The organism is Niabella insulisoli (assembly GCF_039652435.2).
GTDB lineage: Bacteria > Bacteroidota > Bacteroidia > Chitinophagales > Chitinophagaceae > Niabella > Niabella insulamsoli.
Genome location: NZ_CP190246.1, coordinates 3,665,711 through 3,688,757, shown reverse-complemented (window position 1 = coordinate 3,688,757; position 23,047 = coordinate 3,665,711). Strand labels below are relative to the sequence as shown.

17 protein-coding genes and 1 tRNA gene are annotated in these 23,047 nt (G+C 45.4%); 7 read left to right on the top strand and 11 right to left on the bottom strand.

Annotated elements, in window-relative coordinates; translation table 11 throughout:
- Window positions 1-25: 25 nt before the first annotated feature.
- Window positions 26-955 carry a malate dehydrogenase gene (gene mdh / locus ABDK00_RS15460; RefSeq protein WP_346236447.1) on the bottom strand — a complete coding sequence of 310 codons (930 nt, stop codon included), beginning with the start codon at window positions 953-955 and terminating at the stop codon, window positions 26-28.
- Between the two features lie 271 nt (window positions 956-1,226).
- On the opposite strand from mdh, the gene ABDK00_RS15455 reads away from it, so the two are divergent.
- Window positions 1,227-1,297, top strand: a tRNA-Gln gene (locus ABDK00_RS15455).
- Window positions 1,298-1,366: 69 nt separating this feature from the next.
- Window positions 1,367-2,341: a Gfo/Idh/MocA family oxidoreductase gene (locus ABDK00_RS15450; RefSeq protein ID WP_346236448.1), complete on the top strand. Its 975-nt coding sequence runs from the start codon at window positions 1,367-1,369 to the stop codon at window positions 2,339-2,341.
- Here ABDK00_RS15450 and ABDK00_RS15445 read toward each other — a convergent pair whose 3' ends face one another.
- The gene (locus tag ABDK00_RS15445; RefSeq protein ID WP_346236449.1) at window positions 2,342-3,043 is read right to left on the bottom strand and encodes a 2-C-methyl-D-erythritol 4-phosphate cytidylyltransferase; all 702 of its coding nucleotides are present in this window, start codon (window positions 3,041-3,043) and stop codon (window positions 2,342-2,344) included.
- Window positions 3,044-3,191: 148 nt separating this feature from the next.
- Here ABDK00_RS15445 and ABDK00_RS15440 point away from each other — a divergent pair, with 148 nt between their 5' ends.
- Complete coding sequence (locus ABDK00_RS15440; RefSeq protein ID WP_346236450.1) at window positions 3,192-4,481, top strand: folylpolyglutamate synthase/dihydrofolate synthase family protein; 1,290 nt, start codon at window positions 3,192-3,194, stop codon at window positions 4,479-4,481.
- Between the two features lie 6 nt (window positions 4,482-4,487).
- Here ABDK00_RS15440 and ABDK00_RS15435 read toward each other — a convergent pair whose 3' ends face one another.
- The 4 genes from ABDK00_RS15435 to ABDK00_RS15420 form a co-directional block, all read right to left on the bottom strand.
- Entirely contained in the window at window positions 4,488-5,711 is a 1,224-nt protein-coding gene (locus tag ABDK00_RS15435; RefSeq protein ID WP_346236451.1) for an FtsX-like permease family protein, read from the bottom strand.
- Window positions 5,712-5,768: 57 nt separating this feature from the next.
- On the bottom strand, window positions 5,769-6,137 hold the full coding sequence (gene rbfA / locus ABDK00_RS15430) for a 30S ribosome-binding factor RbfA (protein WP_346236452.1): 369 nt from the start codon (window positions 6,135-6,137) through the stop codon (window positions 5,769-5,771).
- Window positions 6,138-6,238: 101 nt separating this feature from the next.
- A complete protein-coding gene (locus ABDK00_RS15425) occupies window positions 6,239-7,414 on the bottom strand; it encodes a glycerate kinase (protein WP_346236453.1) in 1,176 nt (391 codons plus the stop codon).
- Window positions 7,404-8,774, bottom strand: coding sequence for an alpha-L-fucosidase (locus ABDK00_RS15420; protein ID WP_346236455.1), 1,371 nt, complete (start codon window positions 8,772-8,774; stop codon window positions 7,404-7,406). The genes ABDK00_RS15425 and ABDK00_RS15420 overlap by 11 nt, the downstream gene beginning before the upstream one ends.
- Before the next feature lie 272 nt (window positions 8,775-9,046).
- Here ABDK00_RS15420 and mfd point away from each other — a divergent pair, with 272 nt between their 5' ends.
- Complete coding sequence (mfd, locus tag ABDK00_RS15415) at window positions 9,047-12,454, top strand: transcription-repair coupling factor (protein WP_346236456.1); 3,408 nt, start codon at window positions 9,047-9,049, stop codon at window positions 12,452-12,454.
- Between the two features lie 4 nt (window positions 12,455-12,458).
- Here mfd and ABDK00_RS15410 read toward each other — a convergent pair whose 3' ends face one another.
- The 3 genes from ABDK00_RS15410 to ABDK00_RS15400 form a co-directional block, all read right to left on the bottom strand.
- A complete protein-coding gene (locus ABDK00_RS15410; protein ID WP_346236457.1) occupies window positions 12,459-12,959 on the bottom strand; it encodes a YdeI/OmpD-associated family protein in 501 nt (166 codons plus the stop codon).
- Window positions 12,960-13,058: 99 nt separating this feature from the next.
- The gene (locus tag ABDK00_RS15405) at window positions 13,059-14,375 is read right to left on the bottom strand and encodes a Gfo/Idh/MocA family oxidoreductase (protein ID WP_346236458.1); all 1,317 of its coding nucleotides are present in this window, start codon (window positions 14,373-14,375) and stop codon (window positions 13,059-13,061) included.
- 103 nt (window positions 14,376-14,478) lie between these two features.
- On the bottom strand, window positions 14,479-15,417 hold the full coding sequence (locus tag ABDK00_RS15400) for a formylglycine-generating enzyme family protein (RefSeq protein ID WP_346236459.1): 939 nt from the start codon (window positions 15,415-15,417) through the stop codon (window positions 14,479-14,481).
- Window positions 15,418-15,548: 131 nt separating this feature from the next.
- Between ABDK00_RS15400 and ABDK00_RS15395 the strand changes: the two genes are divergently transcribed.
- The gene (locus tag ABDK00_RS15395; RefSeq protein WP_346236460.1) at window positions 15,549-16,454 is read left to right on the top strand and encodes a hydroxypyruvate isomerase family protein; all 906 of its coding nucleotides are present in this window, start codon (window positions 15,549-15,551) and stop codon (window positions 16,452-16,454) included.
- Between the two features lie 37 nt (window positions 16,455-16,491).
- Here ABDK00_RS15395 and ABDK00_RS15390 read toward each other — a convergent pair whose 3' ends face one another.
- On the bottom strand, window positions 16,492-17,955 hold the full coding sequence (locus ABDK00_RS15390) for an oligopeptide:H+ symporter (RefSeq protein WP_346236461.1): 1,464 nt from the start codon (window positions 17,953-17,955) through the stop codon (window positions 16,492-16,494).
- A gap of 61 nt (window positions 17,956-18,016) precedes the next feature.
- The gene (locus ABDK00_RS15385) at window positions 18,017-20,209 is read right to left on the bottom strand and encodes a peptide MFS transporter (protein WP_346236462.1); all 2,193 of its coding nucleotides are present in this window, start codon (window positions 20,207-20,209) and stop codon (window positions 18,017-18,019) included.
- A gap of 160 nt (window positions 20,210-20,369) precedes the next feature.
- Between ABDK00_RS15385 and purD the strand changes: the two genes are divergently transcribed.
- Together purD and ABDK00_RS15375 are read left to right on the top strand one after the other, a co-directional pair.
- A complete protein-coding gene (purD, locus tag ABDK00_RS15380) occupies window positions 20,370-21,650 on the top strand; it encodes a phosphoribosylamine--glycine ligase (protein ID WP_346236464.1) in 1,281 nt (426 codons plus the stop codon).
- 104 nt (window positions 21,651-21,754) lie between these two features.
- The gene (locus ABDK00_RS15375) at window positions 21,755-23,035 is read left to right on the top strand and encodes a sorbosone dehydrogenase family protein (protein ID WP_346236465.1); all 1,281 of its coding nucleotides are present in this window, start codon (window positions 21,755-21,757) and stop codon (window positions 23,033-23,035) included.
- Window positions 23,036-23,047: the final 12 nt, after the last annotated feature.

Below are 23,047 nucleotides of genomic sequence, written 5' to 3'. Positions count from 1 at the left end.
TCGGAGTTTTTGAGCTCATATAAGTTTACAATGTTTTCAACACGTCGTTCATTGTTCTTACAGCGTCGGCGCTTTTGTTGAAAGCAGCCTGTTCCTCATCGGTTAATTTAAAATCGAGGATTTGCTCCCAGCCATTTCTGCCCAGGGTTACAGGCACCACGAGCGAAATATCATTTTGTCCATACTCGCCTTCCAGATAAACGCCACTCGATATTAATTTCTTTTCATCACGAAGAATGCTTTCCACCATCGCAGCAGTTCCGGCTCCCGGAGCATACCAGGCCGAAGTGCCGATGAGTTTGGTGAGCGTAGCGCCGCCCACCATAGTGTCGGCCACGATCTTTTGCTGTTGTTCTTCGCTCAGGAAATTCGTTACGGGTGTACTTCCCCAGGTGGCGTGTTTAATCAAAGGGATCATGGTGGTATCGCCATGACCGCCAATTACTACGGCGTTAAGATCGGCCGGAGAGCATTTTAGTTCCTGGCTCAGGTAATACCGAAAGCGCGCCGAATCTAAGGCGCCGCCCATCCCGATAATTTTATTTTTGGGAAGGCCGGAAGTTTTTAAGGTTAAATAGTTCATCGTGTCCATCGGGTTCGATACAACGATGATAATAGTATCCGGGGAGTATTTGAGAATGTTTTCGGTAACACTTTTCACAATGCCCGCGTTCACGCCAATAAGTTCTTCTCTTGTCATGCCCGGCTTGCGCGGCATTCCGGAAGTAATGACCACCACATCTGAGTTTTCGGTGGCTGCGTAGTCGTTGGTGACACCCTTTATTTTTGTATCAAAACCAAGCAGGGCCGCAGTTTGCATCATATCGATCGATTTCCCTTCGGCTACGCCTTCTTTTATATCCAATAAGATTAATTCCGAAGCCAGTTCTTTGCGGGCAATATTATCGGCACAGGTAGCTCCAACTGCACCAGCTCCCACTACGGTTACTTTCATGTGTTTGTTTTTTGTTGTTTTTAATGATCACAAGGAATGCCCGTAAATTCTCATTCAAATGGGTGCGTCGCACGCATGGGCATTTCATGTGTTATTTCTTTTTAATGTAAAAAATCAGTGTTGCTAAATTAGTTGTTAGCGCTCAAATACGCCGCATAACTTGCTGATATTTATATGAACAATGACTTTCCAAATATTTTTTTTATTTCTGTTTGTTCAAAATAATTGAAATGCTTATTTTTGCGACCCGATTGAGAAATCGGAGACGGATTGACCCATGGTGTAATGGTAGCACTACTGATTTTGGTTCAGTCAGTTAAGGTTCGAATCCTTATGGGTCAACAAAAAAGAGCAGGTTTCAAAGCCTGCTCTTTTTTATTGGGGGTGTTTAAAAATTAAATATTTTTGGTGATGCTTAAAATCGGAATTGTAGGAGTTGGCCATCTGGGAAAATTTCATTTGAATAATTGGTTGGAAATTAATGATGTCGAAGTGGTTGGCTTCGTAGACCCCCACGATGAAAACGCAGAGGCCGTAGTGGAAAAATATGGCGTCAAGCGCTTTTTTGATACAGAAGATTTCCTCAATCAATGTGATGCTATCGATATTGTCGCGCCTACTAATTATCATTACGAATGGTGCGAACGGGCGATAAAGCTGGGCAAGCATGTTTTCGTGGAAAAACCTTTCGCCCACACGATGGACGAAGCGCGCCAATTGGTGAAGCTGGCCAAAGAGTCAAATATCAAACTACAGGTGGGGCATGTAGAGCGCTTTAATCCGGCATTTCTTGCGTTGAAAGGGGTTGATTTGAAACCCATGTTTATTGAGGTGCACCGGCTGGCGCAATTTAATCCGCGGGGCACTGAAGTGAGTGTTATCCTCGATTTAATGATCCACGATATTGATATTATTTTAAGCCTTGTCAAAAGTGATGTGAAGTCTATATCGGCGAGCGGCGTGGCGGTGATGACGGATACGCCGGACATCGCTAACGTTAGAATTGAATTTGACAATGCCTGTGTGGCCAATTTAACTTCCAGCCGCATTTCTATGAAAAAAATGCGCAAAATGCGTGTGTTTCAAAAAGATGCCTATATCGGCATCGACTTTCTTGATAAGAAAACCGAGATTATAAAACTGAAAGAGCCGCATGATACGGATGTTTTCGCCTTTGAAATGGCAACACCCTCCGGCAGTAAGACCATCGCTATCGCCAACCCGCCGGTGCCGCAGGTAAATGCCATTAAGCAGGAGCTGGAAGAATTCAGGGACGCCATTCAAAACAATACGCAAACCGTCGTTTCGGAAATCGATGGCCTGAAAGCCATGGACGTGGCGCATCAGATTTTGGCTAAAATAGGCAATGCCCGCATTGAACGATAATCAGGCTTCGCCGGATGCACTTTCTGATGCAGCGCGACTTTGGAGAATCGCAGCCGCGGTCAGCAGGTCTACCGGATGCGTGATTTTAAGATTTTCTTTTTCCCCTTTAACCAGGGTCACCATCATCCCAAAAGCTTCCACCACACTTGCCTCGTCGGTGAAATAATTTTTGTAATCGATGTTAAATGCAGGCAATAAAATTTTGCTGTGGAATACCTGGGGTGTTTGTACCATTTTTATTTTGTCTCGGTCGATGGCTTCATTGCTGCCGTCTTCGGCAATCATTCGAATGCTGTCGCTACATTCCATAACGGGAATAGCAGTGCCGGTTGCGACGGCCGTATCATAGCAGCGGTGTATCAGCGCTGTGGTCAAAGTGCACCGTGCCGCGTCGTGTACAAAAACAATCGCGTCCTCTTCAATCAGCGACAGGCCGTTTTTGACGGATTCAAAACGGGTGGCGCCTCCGATAGCAATTTTAATACGGTCTTTTTCAAAAAACGCATCGATGATTTCATTTCCCATACCTAAAAATTCTTCCGCCAGCACCAAAATAATCTGCATATCAGGATAAGCCGAAAGAAAGGTGTTGAGCGTGTAAAACAACACCGGTTTCTGGTCAATCATCATAAATTGTTTGGGAAGCTCATTGCCCATTCTTTTCCCCGACCCGCCGGCCACTATAACTGCGACTTTGTTCATGCGACAAAAGTATTATTTATTTAAGATGATTTTGCCCCACTGGGGCTATTTGATATTTACATATGCTCCGTAGGAGCATTATCACCCTAGAAAAGCAATAGACAAATTAAGCTCCGTAGGAGCGACATCATATCTAGTATATTTGCGTATGGATTATCACGAGGCCATAGAATTTTTGTATAATAAACTTCCCATGTTCAGCCGCGACGGCGGACTGGCGATTAAGCCTGGATTTGCGAACATTCTCAAATTATGCCAGGCCCTTAATAATCCCCACCAGAAATTGAAATTTGTGCATGTAGCCGGCACAAATGGCAAAGGCTCCGTAAGCCATATGCTGGCTGCTGTTTTGCAGACGGCAGGCTATAAAACGGGCTTATATACTTCGCCTCATTTAAAAGATTTCCGGGAGCGTATAAAAATAAACGGCGCGATGATTTCGGAAGATGAAGTGATTGCGTTTGTCGAAAACGTCAGGCCCTTGCTGGAAGAGATGCAGCCTAGCTTTTTCGAAATTACGGTGGCCATGGCGTTTGATCATTTTGCCAGCAACCAGGTAGAGATAGCGGTGATAGAAACTGGAATGGGAGGGCGGTTAGACAGTACAAATATTATTACACCGCTGCTGTCGGTGATTACAAATATTGGGTTCGATCATATGCAATTCCTGGGAGATACGCTGGAGCAAATAGCATTTGAAAAGGCAGGTATTATAAAAGCGGGCATTCCGGTGGTCATAGGAGAACAGCAGCCCGAAACGGAAACCGTTTTCAGAAAAGTGGCTAATGAAAAGAGCGCCCCTCTTTATTTTGCCCATGACAATTTCCAGATTGCTGATTGGCAGAATGAGCAAGATCATCTGGCGATAAATATTGCAGAAACCGGTACAACCGATCAGGTCCGTTATCAAATTGATTTGACGGGGCAGTATCAGACAAAAAATCTGCTGACAGTTTTGGAAGGTTGCCGCCAATTGAATTCGGCGGGGTTGCATATTGCGCCGGAGCAGCTCCAGGAGGGCGTCCGGCATACAAAAAAGTTAACCGGTTTACATGGCCGCTGGGAAACGATTCAGCAGCACCCACGCGTCGTTCTTGATGTGGCGCATAACGAAAGTGGTATTCGCGAATTGTTAAGCCAGCTCGAAATTACTACCTATCATCGCCTACACCTGATTTTAGGCATGGTAAAAGATAAGGACGTTAATGCAGTATTGCAAATGCTTCCGCCGCAGGCGATTTATTATTTTACGCAGGCCCAAATTTCCAGGGCTTTGCATGGCGAGGCTTTAAAAGAGCAAGCCGCTGTGTTTGGATTGAGAGGTAAGGTTTATGAAAATGTAAACAAAGCGCTGGCAGAAGCGAAAGCCCATGCGCACGCCGATGACCTGATTGTGATTTGCGGCAGCGTCTTCCTGGTAGGAGAGGTGATCGTGTGAAATGGGCTATTCACTTCTTAACGAAAAATATTGCCGCGACGCTTTTATAGCCGGAACAAGTGAAGCAAGAAACGAAACGGCCAACACGGTTATGGCCACCAAAACAAAATCGGTTATTCTTAATTCGACGGGGAAGTAATTGATGAGAAAAGAGCCACCTTCCAATGCCACCAGGTGAAACTGTTGTTGAAGGATTACCAACGCCAACGCGATCGCCATTCCAATACCACCACCAATCAAGGCGAGCAGAAGCCCCTCACTAAGAAACACTTTTAAAACAAAATTTTTGGAAGCGCCCAGGGCATTGAGCACGCTGATGTCTTTTTGCTTTTCTAACACGAGCATGGTGAGTGCGCCCACCATGTTGAATGCCGCCACAATTAAAATAATACATAGTACGGCGTAAAAAATCCATCTTTCCAGATTCATGATGGCATACAGGTTTTGGTTCTGCTGATACCGGTTTTGAATTTTATATGTGGATCCAAAAATGCCGTCTAGCCGTTCACGAATTTGATCTGCCTCAGCGGGATTGTTAACAGCTATTTCAACACCGCTAAATTGATTTTCATCTAACCGCATGGCGCTTTTAAGAAACTGTAGATTAGTAAGCACGTACTTGTTATCAAAGTCCTGTTGTATCATAAACGACCCTGCCGTATGAATGGTGTCACTGCTGATGTTTTCCAGTTCGTTCAACTCTTCTGTGTTGCTTTTGCGCGGCACATAGATTGTTAAAGGCAACACGTCACTTCCGGCCCTGATGCCGAGCGCTCCTTCGATGCCAATGCCCATAACCAACAGTGGATGATTGTTTGTGCCAACATTGAAATTTCCGGAGTAGATATGTTTGTTTACGGTGGTTGTTTTTTCATAATTAGCATCCACGCCTTTTAGATAAACTATGGTTTGATTGGTGCCGTTTTGCAGAATCGCTTTTTCTTCAACTACAAGTGAAAAATTTTTGATGCCCTGAATGCCCCTGATTTGTTGAAGTTGCTCCGGAGAAATTGTTAAGATTTTGCCCGAGGATGGGCTGATTTTAAGATCAGGATAAAATGATGCATAAAGCGATTTGACCAAACCTTCAAATCCGTTGAAAACACTTAACACAAGAATCAAAGCAGTCGTGCCCACGATGATGGCCACAATGCATATCCATGAAATAATGTTGATGGCGTTGGTTGATTTTTTCGCCTTAAAATACCGCCAAGCAAAAAGGGAATACAATGATTTTATGTTTGATATCCATCAACTGGATAGATTGAAAATAATAGTAAAATGCCGCTACCCGTTGTTCTTCCGGTCTTCCTCAATTTTACGGAAAATTTCTTCCATTTTAAATACATGGTCAAGCGTATCGTCGGCGAAAAATTTCAGTACAGGCATACTGCGCAGTTGATGCCTCACCGATGCGGTCAGCTCTTTTTTAATTTCGTGGTGGCGATCTTCAATTTTCTTTAGCGCGCTTTCTTTATCGTCAATCTGAAAGAAGCTTAAATAAAATCGTGCTTCGAGCAGGTCGGGCGTCACTTTCACACCGGAAATGGAAACCATTCCTCCTCCAATCATGCTAAGTCCCAGCTTTTGAAAAATAGCATTCATTTCCTCGTTTAATAACCCTGCAACCTGCTTTTGTCTTTTACTCTCCTGCATAATCTTTCTTTTTGTGTTGTAAAAGTAGCTACTTTGCGGGGTTTAACGATGGGAAATGGCGGCTTTTAGAGTTCTCACTAAGGAAGACGGTACAACATCGATTATTTTTTGGGTCGCGGCGGTCCCGGGAATTGTTGAACGAGTTGGTCGCCCAATTTTTTCGCCGCCTTTTTAAGATTTGTTTCCGTTTGTTTCAGCGCTAAATTTAAGGTAGCGTTCTTTTTATTGATCGATATCAATTCCGTAAAATAGCGTTTTAACTTTCGCGACTCATCATCGATGCGGCCACCCATTGCGATGACCGGAATTCCTTTCTTTTTTGCGGCAAGCGCCACGCCGAAAGGTGCTTTGCCCTCAAGTGTTTGAAGGTCAATGGCGCCTTCGCCCGTAATCACCAGATCCGCTTTTTTCAAATGGTTGCCAAAATGAATGGACTCTAAAAAATAGTGAATACCGTTCATGGCCGTGGCTTTGACGAGGGCAGTCATTGTCGCGGCCACGCCACCGGCAGCGCCGCTAAAGGGCTGCTGGCTAATGCGATGCCCATATTGCTGATAAATAACATTATCTACCTTTCGAAGGATGCGTTCCAATTGCGCTATATCTCTATGCGACGCGCCTTTTTGCGGACCGAACATTCGGGCGGCCCCTTTACTTCCTAGGAGTTTATTTTTGACATCACACAAAACAATAATTTCGGTTTGGTGTACGCGGGGGTGCAGTTTCGTTGTATCGATCCGGTGCAAATGTACTAGGCCTCCTGGCAGATCTTCAATTACAGTGTCTTTTTTTGTCAAAAACCGAGCACCCAAAGCCGATAAAATGCCGGTTGCCGCATCGATGGTCGCGCTGCCGCCGATGGCCAAAATCAACTTCTTTACATTTCTGTTTAATGCTCTTTTTATCAGGATTCCCGTACCCCGCGTGTTCGCGTGTAGCGGAGCGTACTGATCGGGCTTTAAAAGTTTTAGGCCCGACGCGTCTGCCAGTTCGATAATCGCAATTGTATTATTTTTAGTGTAATAAACAGGGGCCTGGATGCTTTTGCCAATCGCATTAATCGTTTGATAGTATCGGGCTTTTGCCTTGAGGTATTTTGAAAGCAACAAAGCGGTCCCGTCGCCGCCGTCTCCCACCGGCACACAGGCGGTTGTGCAAGATAATTTGCTTTTTTTCAGCCCCGCGTTGATGGCCTCCGCGGCAACCGATGCGCTCAGGCTGTTTTTATATGCATTGGACGCAATGACAATATGCGGCATCTTTTTGTTAAAAAGCATCGGTTATTTTATACACCCATGCGGTGCTGCCGGCATAGGTACCAGGCTGTAGTGTTGGCGCTATAATCTCAATGCCGTTGGCTTTTTTTGTGAAATTCACTTTGCCGTTATATCCCAGCAACGCAATCTTTTCTGCTTTGACAGAGGGCACCGCAATTTTATTTTGCCAGGCGGTTGCTAACACATACAAATCGTTTCCTTTGCGCGTGTAGAAAATATCTTTCATTTTTGACTTCGGCGCCTCCTTCCAGGCCATGGTGCCATAAATAGCTTCGCCGTTTATTTTTAACCAATCACCCATATCTTTCAGGCGCTGCTGCATGATCACGGGAATTGTGCCATCGGCTGCCGGGCCGATATTCAACAGCAGGTTACCGCCGCGCGACACGATATCAATCAGCATTTTGATAAGCTGCTCGCTGGTTTGGTATTGTTCGAGCGCCTCGTTCCGGTTATACCCAAATGACTCCCCAATGCCACGGCATTCTTCCCAAGGCCTTTCCAGGCTCGCTTTGCCGCTTCCATACTCAGTCGTGTTAAACCCGCCATGACTGCGGCCGCCGCCCCACCGGTCGTTGGTCACCACCGTGTTTTTCACCGGCGATTCATTGTACAGCCAGGCGAGGAATTCGCGGCTGCGCCAGGTGGTATCGCTTTGATCCCATTCCCCGTCGGGCCATATAATTTCGGGCTGATACCGTGTCACCAAATCTTTCAGCTGCGGCAGCATATGTTCATCTACATATTTATTTACATTCTGTTTGTAGAGCGGGTTATACCATTCATACAATGAATAATAAAAACCCATGTGTAAACCGGATTTTTTAACAGCCTCACTTAAATCACCCGCCAGGTCGCGATGCGGGCCGGCGTCTGCAGCGTTCCAGTTCCACGCTTCGCGGCTGGGCCATAACGCGAAACCGTCGTGGTGCTTACTTGTCAGGACAACATATTTTGCGCCGGCGTCCTTAAAAATTTTTGCCCACTGCTGTGGATCAAACAGTTCAGCTTTGAACATATGGGCGAAATCCTGATAATGGAACTGCGGTCCATAGTTTTTGTTATGAAAATCAACAAATTCTTTATGAATTTTGAGTTTTTTGTTGTTCAGCCTTTCCCAATACCATTCGGCATAGTTGCTGCCAAAGCCGTCTGCGTTGGAATTCGTTGCCCACGCTGGCACACTGTAAAGCCCCCAGTGAATAAAAATTCCAAACTTGGCGTCGGTAAACCATCGAGGAATCGGCCGGGCATCAAGCGATTTCCAAGTAGGCTGATATTGCGCCCGAACGGATGATACGCTGATAAAAAGGGTAAAAAACAGGCCAAGGCTACGCAGGAGTGAGGATTTTATGTACATGCTCAAACGTACATTTTTTCTTTGAAATTCGCACAGGATCAAACTAATATTAAAAAGTCGGGCTTTTCTTTTGATAAATTAAGACCCGTTGTTACGAATCGGCCATTTGCTACGTCCTATAAAAAAAGTAGAGTTTACGATGAAGCGTTTATTTTTAATTATATCACTAATTCCGCTCCTCTACAGTTCGGAGCGGCTGACCATCGATCATATTCTTTAAAGCGATCGCTAACGAGGCTTGGAAATTTAAAATTTTATACCTTCGCGCCTTGATGAGTCAGGATTTGTTGAAGCAGTTTTATCAAAATGACCCCCGCTGTTTGCAAATAGCGGCCGGCCTTTCGTTGCCCCATCCTTCCCCAACCGCGCTCACCGGCCTTTTGGGAAGTTCTGCGCCTTTTGTTTTTGCTTCCGTCGCCTCCAACACACCGCAGTGGAATCATGTCATTGTGTTGAACGACGCTGAAGAAGCAGCCTATTTTCATAATACCCTTGAAAATATTACCGGCGCATTGGATATTTTTTACTTTCCATCTTCTTTTAAAATAAGGAAAAACTACAGGCTGTTGAACCCCTCGCATGTTATGTTGAGAACGGAAGCCCTGACCAAATTTGCTTCAGACGGCGCTGAGGCTGAAGTGCGAAAAAAGATTCTGGTGACCTATCCGGAAGCGCTTTTTGAAAAGGTAGTCGTTTCCAAAGCGCTTTCAGAAAACATTATCCATCTAAAAGCCGCTGCGACAATCGACATGGGACAGTTGCTTTTAAAGCTGGATGAATATGGGTTTGTGCGCAGCGATTTTGTTTATGAACCCGGCCAATACGCTTTGCGCGGCGGCATTTTTGATATTTATTCTTTTGGTAATGAAAAGCCATACCGCTTTGAATTGTTTGGGAATGAGATCGACTCCATCCGCATTATTGATCCCGAAACTCAGCTAAGCGAACGCCGGTTGCTTTCTGTTTCGATCATTCCTGATGTCGATACGCGGTTTACCTCTGAAGAGCGCGTGTCCTTGCTTGATTTTTTGCCAGAAAATACCTCCATCTGGCTGCACGACCAGGAACTCTGCGTGGAAAGGTTAAAGGAGAACGAAGAGGAACTGCAATATTTTCTGGAAGCTTTTCCCAATCAAGCGGCGGCGGCGGAAGAGGATAAAATGATTAAAAAAGATTTGTCGCTGGCTGATTTTATAACGGCGGAGGTTTTTCTCCAATCATTAAAAGATAAGCCGGTGGTTCATTTTGGAGGGGCAACTTTCAACGCTGTCGAAGAATATGCTTTCAACACGAAAGCGCAACCCGCCTTTAACCGTCAGTTCGAACTGCTGATTAAAGATTTGAAAGAAAAGGAAAAAGAGCGTTACAACATTTATATTTTTTCTGAAAACACGCGGCAGCTTCAGCGGCTGCAAACCATTTTTGATGACCTGAAGGCCGACCTGGTTTTTAATCCGGTGGCGCTTTCTATTCACCAGGGTTTTATTGATCACGACCTAAAAATAGTTTGCTATACCGATCATGAAATTTTTCAGCGATATCATAAATACCGCGTAAAACAGGCGTATAACAAAAGCAAAGCTATTACGCTGAGAACCCTTCGCGAGCTACAGCCCGGCGATTATGTAACGCATATCGATCACGGAGTGGGCGTGTATAGCGGCCTTCAGAAGATGGACGTAAATGGGAAATTGCAGGAAGCAGTACGGCTGATTTATAAGGACAAAGATGTGCTGTATGTAAATATCAATTCGCTTCATAAAATAGCGAAGTACACGGGTAAAGACGGCAGCGTACCGAAAATAAACAAACTGGGCAGCGACGTCTGGAACCGCCTTAAAGAGAAAACCAAGGCCAAGGTTAAAGAAATCGCTTTTGACCTGATCAAACTTTACGCTAAACGTAAGGCGCAGCAAGGGTTTGCCCACACGCCTGATAACTACTTGCAAACCGAGCTGGAAGCTTCTTTTATTTATGAAGACACGCCCGATCAAAGCAAAGCCACAGCAGATGTTAAAAAGGATATGGAGTCTTCTTCGCCTATGGACAGGCTGGTTTGCGGCGACGTTGGATTTGGTAAAACGGAGGTGGCCATAAGGGCGGCATTTAAGACTTGTGTTGATGGAAAACAGGCGGCGGTTTTAGTGCCGACTACCATTCTTGCTTTTCAACATTTTAAAACCTTTAGCGATCGGTTGAAAGAGTTCCCGGTAACGGTTGATTATATCAACAGGTTTAAATCTGCTAAAGAGAAAAGGGAAACGCTGGAAAGGCTGAAAGCCGGCAAAATTGATATATTGATCGGCACGCACGGCATTATTGGCAAGGACGTGAAGTTTAAAGACCTTGGTGTATTGATTGTTGATGAAGAGCAAAAATTTGGCGTAGCCCATAAAGAAAAAATTAAAACGATTCGCACGACTGTAGATTGTCTTACGCTTACGGCCACGCCCATTCCGCGGACGCTTCAATTTTCGTTGATGGGCGCGCGCGATTTAAGTATTATTAATACGCCGCCACCTAACCGGCAGCCTATTCAAACAGAGGTGCAGGTTTTTAACGAAGACTTTGTGAGAGAAGCTATTTATTTTGAAACAGAGCGCGGCGGACAAGTATTTTTTATCCATAACCGGGTGGCGGGTTTGGCGGAGATGGCGACGTTGATACAGGGGCTTTGCCCCGATTTATCGGTAAGCTATGCGCACGGCCAAATGGAGGGCCATAAACTTGAAGAAAAAATATTGGACTTTATTGATCGCAAATATGACGTGTTGGTATGTACCAATATTGTTGAAAGTGGCGTTGATATTCCGAACGTGAATACGATTATCGTCAACAACGCGCATCACTTTGGGCTTAGCGATCTGCATCAGTTGCGGGGACGTGTAGGCCGCAGCAACAGGAAGGCGTTTTGCTATTTGCTCGCGCCACCGATGAGCACGCTGCCGGGCGATTCTCGGAAAAGGCTTCAAACGCTCGAACAGCACAGTGAGCTAGGAAGCGGTTTTCAGATTGCTATGCGCGACCTGGATATACGCGGAGCGGGCAATTTATTAGGTGGCGAACAGAGCGGTTTCATGGCTGAAATCGGCTTTGAAATGTATCAGAAGATTCTAGATGAATCGATCCGAGAACTGAAAAGAACTGAATTTAAAGATCTGTTTCAAGAAGAGATCAGCAAGCAGGATGATTTTGTTCAGGATTGTACGATTGATACGGACCTGGAAATATTGATTCCGGATGAATATGTTGAAAATATTACGGAGCGGCTTTCTTTATACCAGCGATTGGACAACTGCGAAAACGAAGCCGAACTTAATGAGATGCACGCTGAATTGGAAGATCGCTTTGGGCCGGTGCCGCCGGAGGTGGAGGATCTTTTCGAAACAGTTAAATGTCGCAAACTGGCTATTGATCTGGGTTTTGAGAAGATGAGTCTTAAAAATGAAACACTTCGCTGCTACTTTATTAACCGACCAGATTCGCCTTATTTTGAGTCCGATGTTTTTCAAAAGATTATAGGCTTTTTACAAACACAAACCAATAAAGCGCGCTTAAAGCAAACCGGGAAGCTCTTTCTCCTTATTGCAGAACCGCTCACTTCAATGAATGATTTGTATAAATTCTTAAAAGAGATGCACAGCTTCGTTCTGGCCAAAAACGAATCCCAGACTAATTAGAAGTTTATCCGGGAAGCGTTCTTCCTAAAAATCTTTCTTTGCCTTTTAAAAAGTTTATAGCACGCTCTATATTTCTGTCAAGGCTTTCCTGTGTTTTTAAATGGGAGAGGTATCGCAGTATTTCTTTTTTAAGCGATGGTGTCAGGCTTTCATACATACTGCCTGCCTTTTTATCCTTTTGTAAGGCTTTAAGAAATGCAGGTGGCGCCATAACTGCCGGCGGCGATGGGTTGAAAGAAACAGTGATGGCAATGGTTTCACCCACGCGCTTTGGCGAATGGTCCAGCATCGCGGTATTTATATAAAGCCGCCATGCATCCTGGTATTTAATCAGGGTTTGGGTATATGCTTTTTTGTTCACTGTTCCTTTGATCGGAATGGGCCCCTTGTTTTTTCCGGCTTGTTTAAACAAAAGTTCCAAAATGCCCTCAGGAACAAACACAAACGGGTTGATTCCGATAATATCGAGCGCAGCGCTAAATTCCAGAGAAGAGTATTTTTTCACGCGTTAAGCAGGCTTCGGGATTTAATTTTGTGTACTTTTTTCATAATCAAAAAGGCTTGCCCGGAAAGGAGCAAGCCTCGAATTCATATTGCCAATGCACTAAAAATATTTTGTTTTGCCTGGCACCGCGATAGGATAGCTGCCGTCGGCGTTGGGAACCACAGGCGGCGTAGCGCTGAAACTATATTCTTTGGGCATGATATCGATGCCGCTGTTTAGGGCTTTTTCAAAATCAATGATTTGCCCGCTGTAGGTTGCCATCCGGCCGACAATTCCTGTAAGCGTGCTAAGAGCGCCATATTCTGCATTGTCGAATTTGTAGATACCTTTTGCGATCGCCTCAAACAATTCATCGTGTTCGGCCTGATATGGGTTATTTTCCTTCTTTCTGTCAAAAGCCAATAGCGTGTTGCCTTTGTTGTCTTTTATTACTCCGGCATCACCAAATATTTTTCCTTTGGTACCCACAATCAATTCGTCCACTTTGCTCATGGTTCGGGGAATATGACGGCACTGGCTATTTAAAATACTACCGTCGGCATAATGAAACTCCACGAAATGGTGGTCAAAAATTTCGCCGTATTTTTTATCGGTCCTTACCTCCCGGCCGCCCATTCCCTGAGCTTTTACAGGATAAGCGCCCTTAAACCAGTTGATAACATCGATATTATGAACATGCTGCTCTACAATATGGTCGCCGCAAAGCCAGTTGAAATAATACCAGTTGCGCATTTGGTATTCCATTTCTGATTGGCCGGGCTGGCGCTCTCTCACCCAAACGCCGTCGTTGTTCCACCAAGCCTGAGCCGAGGTAATATCACCAATCAGATCTTTATTCTTAAATAATTCGCGGTAAGAATTTTGATATCTTCTTTGCAAGCCCACTACCACATTTAGCTTTTTTTGCTTCGCGATGGCGGCAACGTCCAACACCTTTTTAATACCTGCCGGATCCGTTGCAACTGGCTTTTCCATAAAAACATGTTTGCCTCTTTTCACGGCTTCTTCAAAATGTATAGGCCTGAAACCCGGCGGCGTAGTTAATATAACCACATCGGCTAAAGCAATTGCTTTTTCATATGCGTCGAAGCCTACGAATTTTCTTTCTTCCGGCACGTTGACACGGCTTTTATCAATACCCGATTCCGCGAGGTTGTTGACAATGGACTTGTAACAATTATCGAGGCGGTCTCGGAAAGCGTCTGCCATCGCAACCAATTGCACGTTTTGTTTGGTGCTCAAAGCCTGAAATGCAGCGCCCGTTCCCCGGCCGCCGCAGCCTATCAGTGCCACTTTTATCGTGTCCGCAGCGCCCGAGAAAAAATTGGCATTACCTATTAAAGGGGCCGCCATAAGGCCGCCTGCCAGCAAACCCGATTGCTGCATAAATTTTCTGCGAGTTGTTTTATTGTCCATTGTTTTTCTTTTGACTTTTTTATAGATGAATAATCGTTGTTGACGAGGGAGTGGTTTTTTAACGCAAAAGACCGGCAAACATGCTGTTAGATCAAATAGGTCTTTATAAGTTTAAATAAGTTTCAAAAAATTTACTTACTTCTTCTTTCGAGGGTTGTTTTAAAGGACGCACCAGCCTAAATCCTACAAAAGGCGCATCGGCGTTCCACCATTTACTCTTCGGGATCTGCGGGTCTCTTCTGTTCCAGATTAAGTCAGAGGGCTCCCGGTTGGCGCTTCTGAGCTTTTCAGCCCCGTCATCATAATCGCCACCGCGTACTACCAGCGGATGCTTTACCGTTGGCGTGTTTACCGGATCCTGAGCATCTTTGACTACGTTGCTGTAAGCGTCTTCGGCATATTGATCCAAAACCCATTCCTGCACATTGCCCAACATGTCGAACAAGCCCCAGGCGTTGGGTTTCTTCAGGCCTGTTTTGTGATATTTGTTGTCGCTGTTTTTGGCGTACCAGGCGTAGTCAGACAATTGAGCGCTGTCGTTTCCGAAGGGATAAGCTGTCTTGCTTCCGGCACGGCAGGCATATTCCCATTCCGCTTCGGTAGGAAGGCGGTAGAAAATGCCGGTCTTTTCGTAAAGCCATTTGCAATACATCAAAGCGCCGTGTTGTTTCATGCTATTAGCCGGGAAGCCGCCCTCTTTTCCCATTCCTAATGTGACATCAACATAGGGCCTTGACGGCCTGGAAATCGCATCCACATCACTATTTTCCGCATACGTTTCATCGTTGAGATAGAGGCCGAACTCGTCATGTGTGACTTCTTTGGCGCCCATCCAAAACGCGCTTATTTTTACGGGGTGTTGGGGCTTTTCGTCAGGTTCTTTATTGCTACCCATTAAAAAAGAACCGGCTTCTACAGGAACCATTTCAAATTTAACAGAGGACCCGGGTATAAGCTGCTCGTATTTTTTAAAAGCAGCATTTTGTGTGTATGCCTTCGTGAGAGCAATCGCCGCGCATACGGTGAACAAAATATTTCGCATGGCCTTAAAGATATAAAACTAACCCGAAAAAGTGCTGCGTAAACTGTTGTTTAGGTTAGATAAATAAGTTTTGGTATTTTTCAATCCGATATTTAGTCCGATTAAGACATTATAAAAAAACATTCATAACGATGCAACGTAGGTCTTTTTTAAAAAGCGGTCTGCTCTCGACCGGTTCTCTCGCCCTGGCTCCCGCCCTGTTTGCCAATAATACTGCCCGTCAAGGGGAAGCTTTTCACCTCGATTATGCGCCGCACCAAGGCATGTTCAACAGTGCGGGCAAGGATTTTATCGATCAGATCAAATATATGCACGATCTGGGTTTCCGCTCTATTGAGGATAATGGAATGCCATCAAGAAGCGTTCAGGAACAAACAAAGATTGGCGAAACGCTGGCAAAACTGGATATGAGAATGGGCGTATTTGTGGTGCCCAAAGGTGGCAACGGCGCCAATACTTTAGCGGCGAAAAAGAAAGAGCACGTGGACATCTTTTTGGATGGCTGCCGGAAATCGGTAGAAATAGCCAAGCGATGTAATGCCAAATGGGCAACTGTTGTACCAGGTAATTTTGAAAGGTCGCTGCCTTTGGCTGTTCAAACGGCCAACGTGATAGAAGCGCTTCGCCGGGGCGCTGAGATTTTTGAACCGCATGGTTTAACAATGGTGCTCGAACCACTGAGCGACTCCCCGGATTTATTTTTACGCTATACCGCCCAGACCTACGAAATTTGTAAGGCCGTAAACAGCCCCAGCTGTAAAATCTTGTTTGATGCCTATCATATACAAAAGAATGAAGGAAACCTGATAAAGAACATGGAGCTTTGCTGGGACGAAATTCCTTATATACAGGTTGGCGATAACCCCGGAAGAAAAGAGCCTACCACCGGGGAAGTTAATTATAAAAACGTATTTAAGTTTCTGTATGAGAAAGGTTATAAAGGCGTTGTAGGGATGGAGCACGGCATGTCTAAGTCGGGCAAGGAAGGAGAGGAGCGCCTGGTGCAGGCCTACCGCGAAGTCGATGATTTTTTATAAGAAAAATGGACAGGGTTTTAGCTGGCCAGGTTAATTTTTATTTTGTATCACCCATCCACTTTTTGACCAGCGGCGACAGGAGCAGTATAAATATGCCGGCGCCGGCTGACGCGATGGCTATTTTTTTCAGCATCGTTGCATAATAGGGCAGTGAAGCAACCGCATTGTTTTGCACTGCTTCCGGAACGCTCATGAGTTTGCCGATTTTTCCGGCCAAAAACTCGCCACCGGCGCTGGCGAAAAACCAGATGCCCATCATTACCGCTACCATTCTCAAAGGAGAGAGTTTGGTAACCATTGAAAGGCCGATAGGAGATAAGCAAAGTTCGCCGGCGATGATAAACATATACCCCATCGCGAAAGCAAAAAGGTTGATCAGTCCGGCGGTTGCGTTTTGACAGGCCAAATAAAAAATCAGGAAGCCGGCCGCCATTAGAACAAACGACCATCCAAATTTCACCGGCGTCGACGGTTCTGCGTTACGCTTCGCCAGCCAGGTCCACAACCAGGCAAAGAAAAAACTTAATACAACCACCCAGCCCGGAGGGAGGAAATTATTTACAGCTAATGCCGGCAGCGATGCGCCCATTACATTCATATCTACATTTCGCATGGCAAACAAATTGAGAGAGCCTGCGTTTTGCTCATAAAATGCCCAAAAGAGGATAGAAAAAATAATCATAAAGAGCGCAGCAATGAGTTTGTTTCTTCCTGCCCGCTCCATACGAAAGGCTTCCCACAACACATAGACAATGGCAATGCCACCAAGAATAGCCATCATATAATCCATCACTTCATGTCGATTAAATAACGCCACAACAACAGGCACGATAATCAGCGAACCACCATAAATCAGGTATTCGTTAGGTATGCCCAACGTCTTGCGTTGCAAGGCTTCCTTATCCGGCGCCAGTCCGCGTTGCCCCAACGATTTTTGTCCCCACGCGAACACAATCAATCCTAAAAACATAAAAATGCCCGCCAGTCCAAAACCGTAGTGCCAATTGATTTGCTGACCGACATAACCACATAGCAAACCGCCCAGCGCAGCGCCGATATTTATACCCATATAGAATAACGAAAAGCCACTGTCGCGGCGTGGATCATTTTCTTCATATAAAGTGCCTACCAGGCTCGAGATATTGGGTTTGAAGAAGCCGTTGCCGCAAATAATAAATGCCATCCCCGAAAAGAAGCTCCACTCCTGCGGCAGGGCAAGAACCAGGTGGCCGATCGTCATAAGAATGCCGCCGTAAATAATGGCGCGCCGATAGCCGAGAAAGCGGTCAGCCAACATGCCGCCTAACATCGGCACCGTATAAACCAAAGCCGAGTAAGCGCCGAGAATGCCATAAGATTTGGGTTCGTCAAACTTAAGTTCCGTAACCATGTAGGCAATCAGCAAGGCTTTCATTCCGTAAAAAGAAAAGCGTTCCCACATTTCGGTAAAAAATAAAAGATATAATTGCCGGGGTTGCTTGCCAATGGTTTTCTCAGACATAATCTTCAATTAAAAAAGTCCTAAACCGCTGGTTCAGGACTTGAGTGAGATTTTATAAATATTACTTGACTCCGTGCATAAGCTTCTTCACCACGGGGCCTAAAACAAAAGAAAGCAAAGAGGCCGCCAGCGAAATTCCGGTTAACATCCAGAAGAAATAACTGTAACCTTTTTCGTCGGCGACGTGTTCAGACATTTCTCCAAAAATACCGGCGAGTTTATTACCGATCGCTACCGCCAGATACCAAACGCCAAACATCACCGCAATCATGCGCCCGGGAACGAGTTTACTCACATAGGAAAGCGCCACCGGCGACACGCAAAGTTCGCCCATCGTGTGGAAAAGATACACAAAAACCAGCCAGATCATACTCACAGAAGCAGATTTAGCGCCTACAACGATCGACGATGCGCCAAAAGCAACGAAGGCCATTCCAATGCCTAAAAACAGCATGCCAATGGCGTATTTATTATTTGCGGAAGGGTTGTAGCGGCTGCTCCACCATCTCGAAAATAAAGGGGCCAGTGTAATGATAAACAGCGAGTTTAAAATATTGAACCAGCTTGCATTCACCTCGGTCGCTGATTCCTTTGAAGTGATCGTGGCTTTGACAGGTGAATCTTGTTCGTTATCGTACCGGATATCGTGCGTGATCAAAATTGTTTTTGCGTCCCCAACCTTGAGATTTTCCCTGTTTTCTTTATTCAGTTTCACATCTCTTTTGAAACCCGCACCGCTCGCGTTGGCGAACGACACTTCCGCGTATTGCGTCACTGTTCCGAAAGCGCCGGGTTTTTCTTTTTCAAATAGTTTTGTTACTGTGCCGGTAAAAACTTCACCAACATACTGGTCGTTTTTGTCCGTCAGCGCATTGTTCGCAACTCGGCTGGTCGAATCGGGTTGAAAAAAAGAAACGTTCTCAATATCCACAACGCTCACGGCAGCATTGTCGTTATAAAAATTAGAAGACACAACTTTCGATTTGTTCATTGTGCCGTTCAGGTTTTTATATTCAATATTGTAGGATGTTGATTTGTATTCGTTGATTACCATCCAAATGGCAATGCCCCAAATGATAATGAAGCTAAGGCTTAAAATAATATTGGAAAGTTTATACTTCCGGAAAGTTTGTCCAAATAGTTTTAGTAGCACCCAGGTGATGATGGCCAGCGGAACGATCGTGATGAGGGAATTGACAATTTTAAAAACTGCTCCCGAAGTGCCTTCCAAAATGCGCTGCGTATAATCTTTGGCAAACAGCGTAAGCGAGCCGGGCGCTTGTTCAAATATAGACCAGAAGATCATCGTGATAATTGCGAAAAATACAATAGCGATCATGCGGTCGCGAAGGATTTTATCATACCGGCTGATGCGGGAAACCAACAACACCAAAAACAATATTAACGCGGTCAGAATAATAACATTGCTACCACTGATGCCAGCCAACTGAAAATCGAATAAATTGGCGGCGCCTTCTGAAATTTTATTAACAGGATCGTTTAAAATCCAGGCTAAACCTAATCCAATACAGACTACAATCAGGAACATGTGGAACTTAGTAAATGGATTGAGTTTGCCTCCCTCGGGCGTTACGGTAGCGTCGGTCGCCTTTTCCTTCACCGGTTTAAGTCCGATGTTACCGAAAATATTTTGCGCCTTCCAGAATTGGAGTAAACCAAAAAGCATAAAGATGCCAGCTACGCCAAAACCCCAGCTCCAGCCGATTTTTTCGCCGAGATATCCGCAAAGCATAATACCGAAAAAGGCGCCTGCGTTCACGCCCATATAAAATATGGTATAAGCCCCATCTTTCTTTTCCGGGTGGTCTTTATACATCTCTGATACGATCGAAGTCATATTCGGTTTAAAGAAACCGCTTCCAAATACGAGCAACACTAATCCGGTATAAATAAAAAACGGCGTTTCCAACGCCATGCTTCCATGTCCCAGTGTCATCAGCAAAGCGCCCACGACCACAGCCCATCTGATGCCAATTACTTTGTCTGCAAAATATCCGCCCAACATGGTGGAGAGATATACCAATGCCGTGTATGTTCCAAATATCGCCAAAGCGTGTTCTTTAGGCCAGCCCCATCCGCTGTCCAACACCGACGCGCTAAAAAACAGCACAAGCAGGGCTCTCATGCCATAATAAGAAAACCGTTCCCACATTTCGGTAAAAAACAAAACAAATAAACCTGAAGGATGGCCCAATACGCGGCTCTTAAAAAAGTCGTTTTCGGTTGCGGACATATTATTAATTTTTTACAAGATGAGTAAATATAGCAATTTAGCAGTAAGCAAATGCAACGCAGCAAATATAGGGAGCCTGAAAAACATTTTCACCCATTGCGGAGTTGTGCCTGGTTATTCTTTTTATTACCTTCACCACCCATCAAAATAACATAACAAAATGAATATATTAGTACTTGGCGGCGGAGGCAGAGAACATGCGCTCGCCTGGAACATGAAAGAAAGAGGAGCAGGGAAACACCGATTGTTTATTGCACCTGGCAACCCGGGCACTGCCCAATGCGGTGAAAACGTAGATATCGCGATCACCGATTTTGAGCGGCTGGGAAATTTTTGCCTTGACAATAAAATTGAAATGGTGATTGCAGGGCCGGAAGAACCCTTGGTGAAAGGCGCCTGGGATTATTTCCAAAAAGACGAACTGCGGTCGATTCATTTCATTGGGCCGTCTCAGTTTGGCGCTCAGCTGGAGGGGAGCAAAGCCTTTGCCAAAGCGTTTATGAACCGCCACCAAATACCTACCGCGGCTTATCGGGAATTTTCTGCCGAGCAATTTGAAGAGGGCGTTAACTATTTAAAAGCCCACTCTTTACCAGTCGTTTTAAAGGCAGATGGCCTTGCGGCGGGAAAAGGCGTTGTTATTTGTGAAACGCACGCTGACGCTATCATCGAGTTTGAGGCCATGCTGGTGCAGGCAAAATTTGGCGATGCCAGCAAGAAGGTAGTGGTAGAGCAGTTTTTAGACGGCATAGAATTAAGTGTATTTATTCTCACGGATGGGAAAGATTATGTGTTGCTGCCCGAGGCAAAAGATTATAAGCGTATTGGAGAAAAAGATACAGGATTGAACACGGGAGGGATGGGTGCAGTAAGCCCCGTGCCTTTTGCCAACGATGATTTTATGCAAAAAGTGACGGAAAGAATTATTAAACCAACCGTCGCTGGTTTAGCAAAAGAGCAAATCAATTATACCGGGTTCGTGTTCATTGGCCTGATAAAAGTCAATAACGAGCCTTACGTAATTGAGTACAATTGCCGTATGGGCGACCCCGAAACGGAGGTCGTTATGCCGCGGTTAAAAAATGATTTGGCGGAGCTTTGTCTTGCCGCTGCGGAGCATAGGTTGCGCAACATTCATATTGAAACTGACCAACGGGCAGCAGCCACAGTGGTGGCTGTTAGTGGCGGTTATCCCGGCGCTTTTGAAAAAGGCTATAAAATTACCGGACTCGATGGGGCTGGCGAGCGCTCCATCATTTTTCAGGCCGGAACCAAGCAGCAGGAGGGTGAAGTTGTAACCAACGGCGGGCGCGTGCTTTGCGCAACGTCCTTTGCCAGCAACATTCCGGAAGCGGTGGCGGCTTCGAAGGAAGCGTTATCAAGAATAAAATTTGACGAAATGTATTTCCGCAAGGATATCGGCTATGAATTTGCCGATTGACCAGGGATTTTCCTATGGCATTAATATTGTATGTTCTGAACGTACGTGGAGGGCGCTTTGATTGATAAGCGCTCTTCTAACTTTTAACCCCTCAATAAAGCCACATGAACCGGTTTAAAATTGTTTTTATTTTACCAGCGCTGGCACTGCTCAATACGGCGCTTTTCGGGCAGCACAAGGTTGACAATGAGATGAAAACGAAGTTGGCCTCGCAACCGCCTGTGACTGTAAACACAGCTGTTGGGCCGCTGGTATTGCAGACTCCTTTTAAAACAGAATCTGTAAGCAAAAATAGTAAGACTATCAACTGGCCTGAGGGTAAGACGCCTGTCGCCCCTGCCGGATGTACGGTGACACGTTTTGCAGATAAGCTTGAAAATCCACGGTGGACCTACGTTGCGCCGAATGGTGATTTTTTTGTAGCAGAATCGGGAACGCGGAGAAGCGCCAACCAAATCACTTTGTTAAGGGATAACAATAAAGACGGCGCCGTTGACGAGCGGTTTGTATTCGTTAAAAATCTAAATCGCAATTTCGGTATGTTGGTATTGGGCGATTATTTCTACATCGCAAATACCGATGGTGTTTATCGCTATCCCTATAAAGCGGGCGACACCAAACTGGAAGGGGAAGGAGCGAAAATTGTGGAACTTTCAGCCAGCGGTTACAATAATCACTGGACAAGAAATATTATCACTAACAAAGCCCAAAATAAAATTTATATCACCGTGGGCTCGGCAAGTAATTTTGGAGAACAGGGAATAGAAAAGGAAGAAGGACGTGCCTTGATTTATGAAGCTAATCCAGACGGCACGGGCTTGACGATTTATGCGAGCGGCCTGCGCAACCCCGTTGGATTGGATTGGAACCCTGTGACAGGCGCGCTTTGGACTGCGGTGAACGAGCGCGATGGCCTGGGCGATGAAATCGTGCCCGATTATGCCACCAGTGTAAAACGTGGCGGCTGGTATGGCTGGCCGTTTAGCTATTATGGCCAGCTCAAAGATCCGCGTTGGGCCGGCGATCCTCACGAAGACTTGGTGAAAAAAGCGATTATCCCTGACGTACCGCTGGGGCCACATACCGCTTCGCTTGGAATTACCTTTTATACCGGAAAACAGTTTCCTGCAAAATATAAAAATGGCGCTTTTGTGGGCCAGCATGGTTCCTGGAACAGATCGAAGCTTTCGGGATATAAAGTGGTGTTTATTCCCTTCGTAAAGGGTAAGCCACAACCTCCGGTTGATTTTCTTACAGGGTTTATTGCCGATGAAGAAAAGAGCGAAGTGTATGGAAGGCCGGTTGGCGTGGCCGTTACTCCCGATGGATCTTTATTGGTCAACGATGATACTGCTGGAATCATTTGGAAAGTAACCGCCCGGTAAGGGAGAACAACC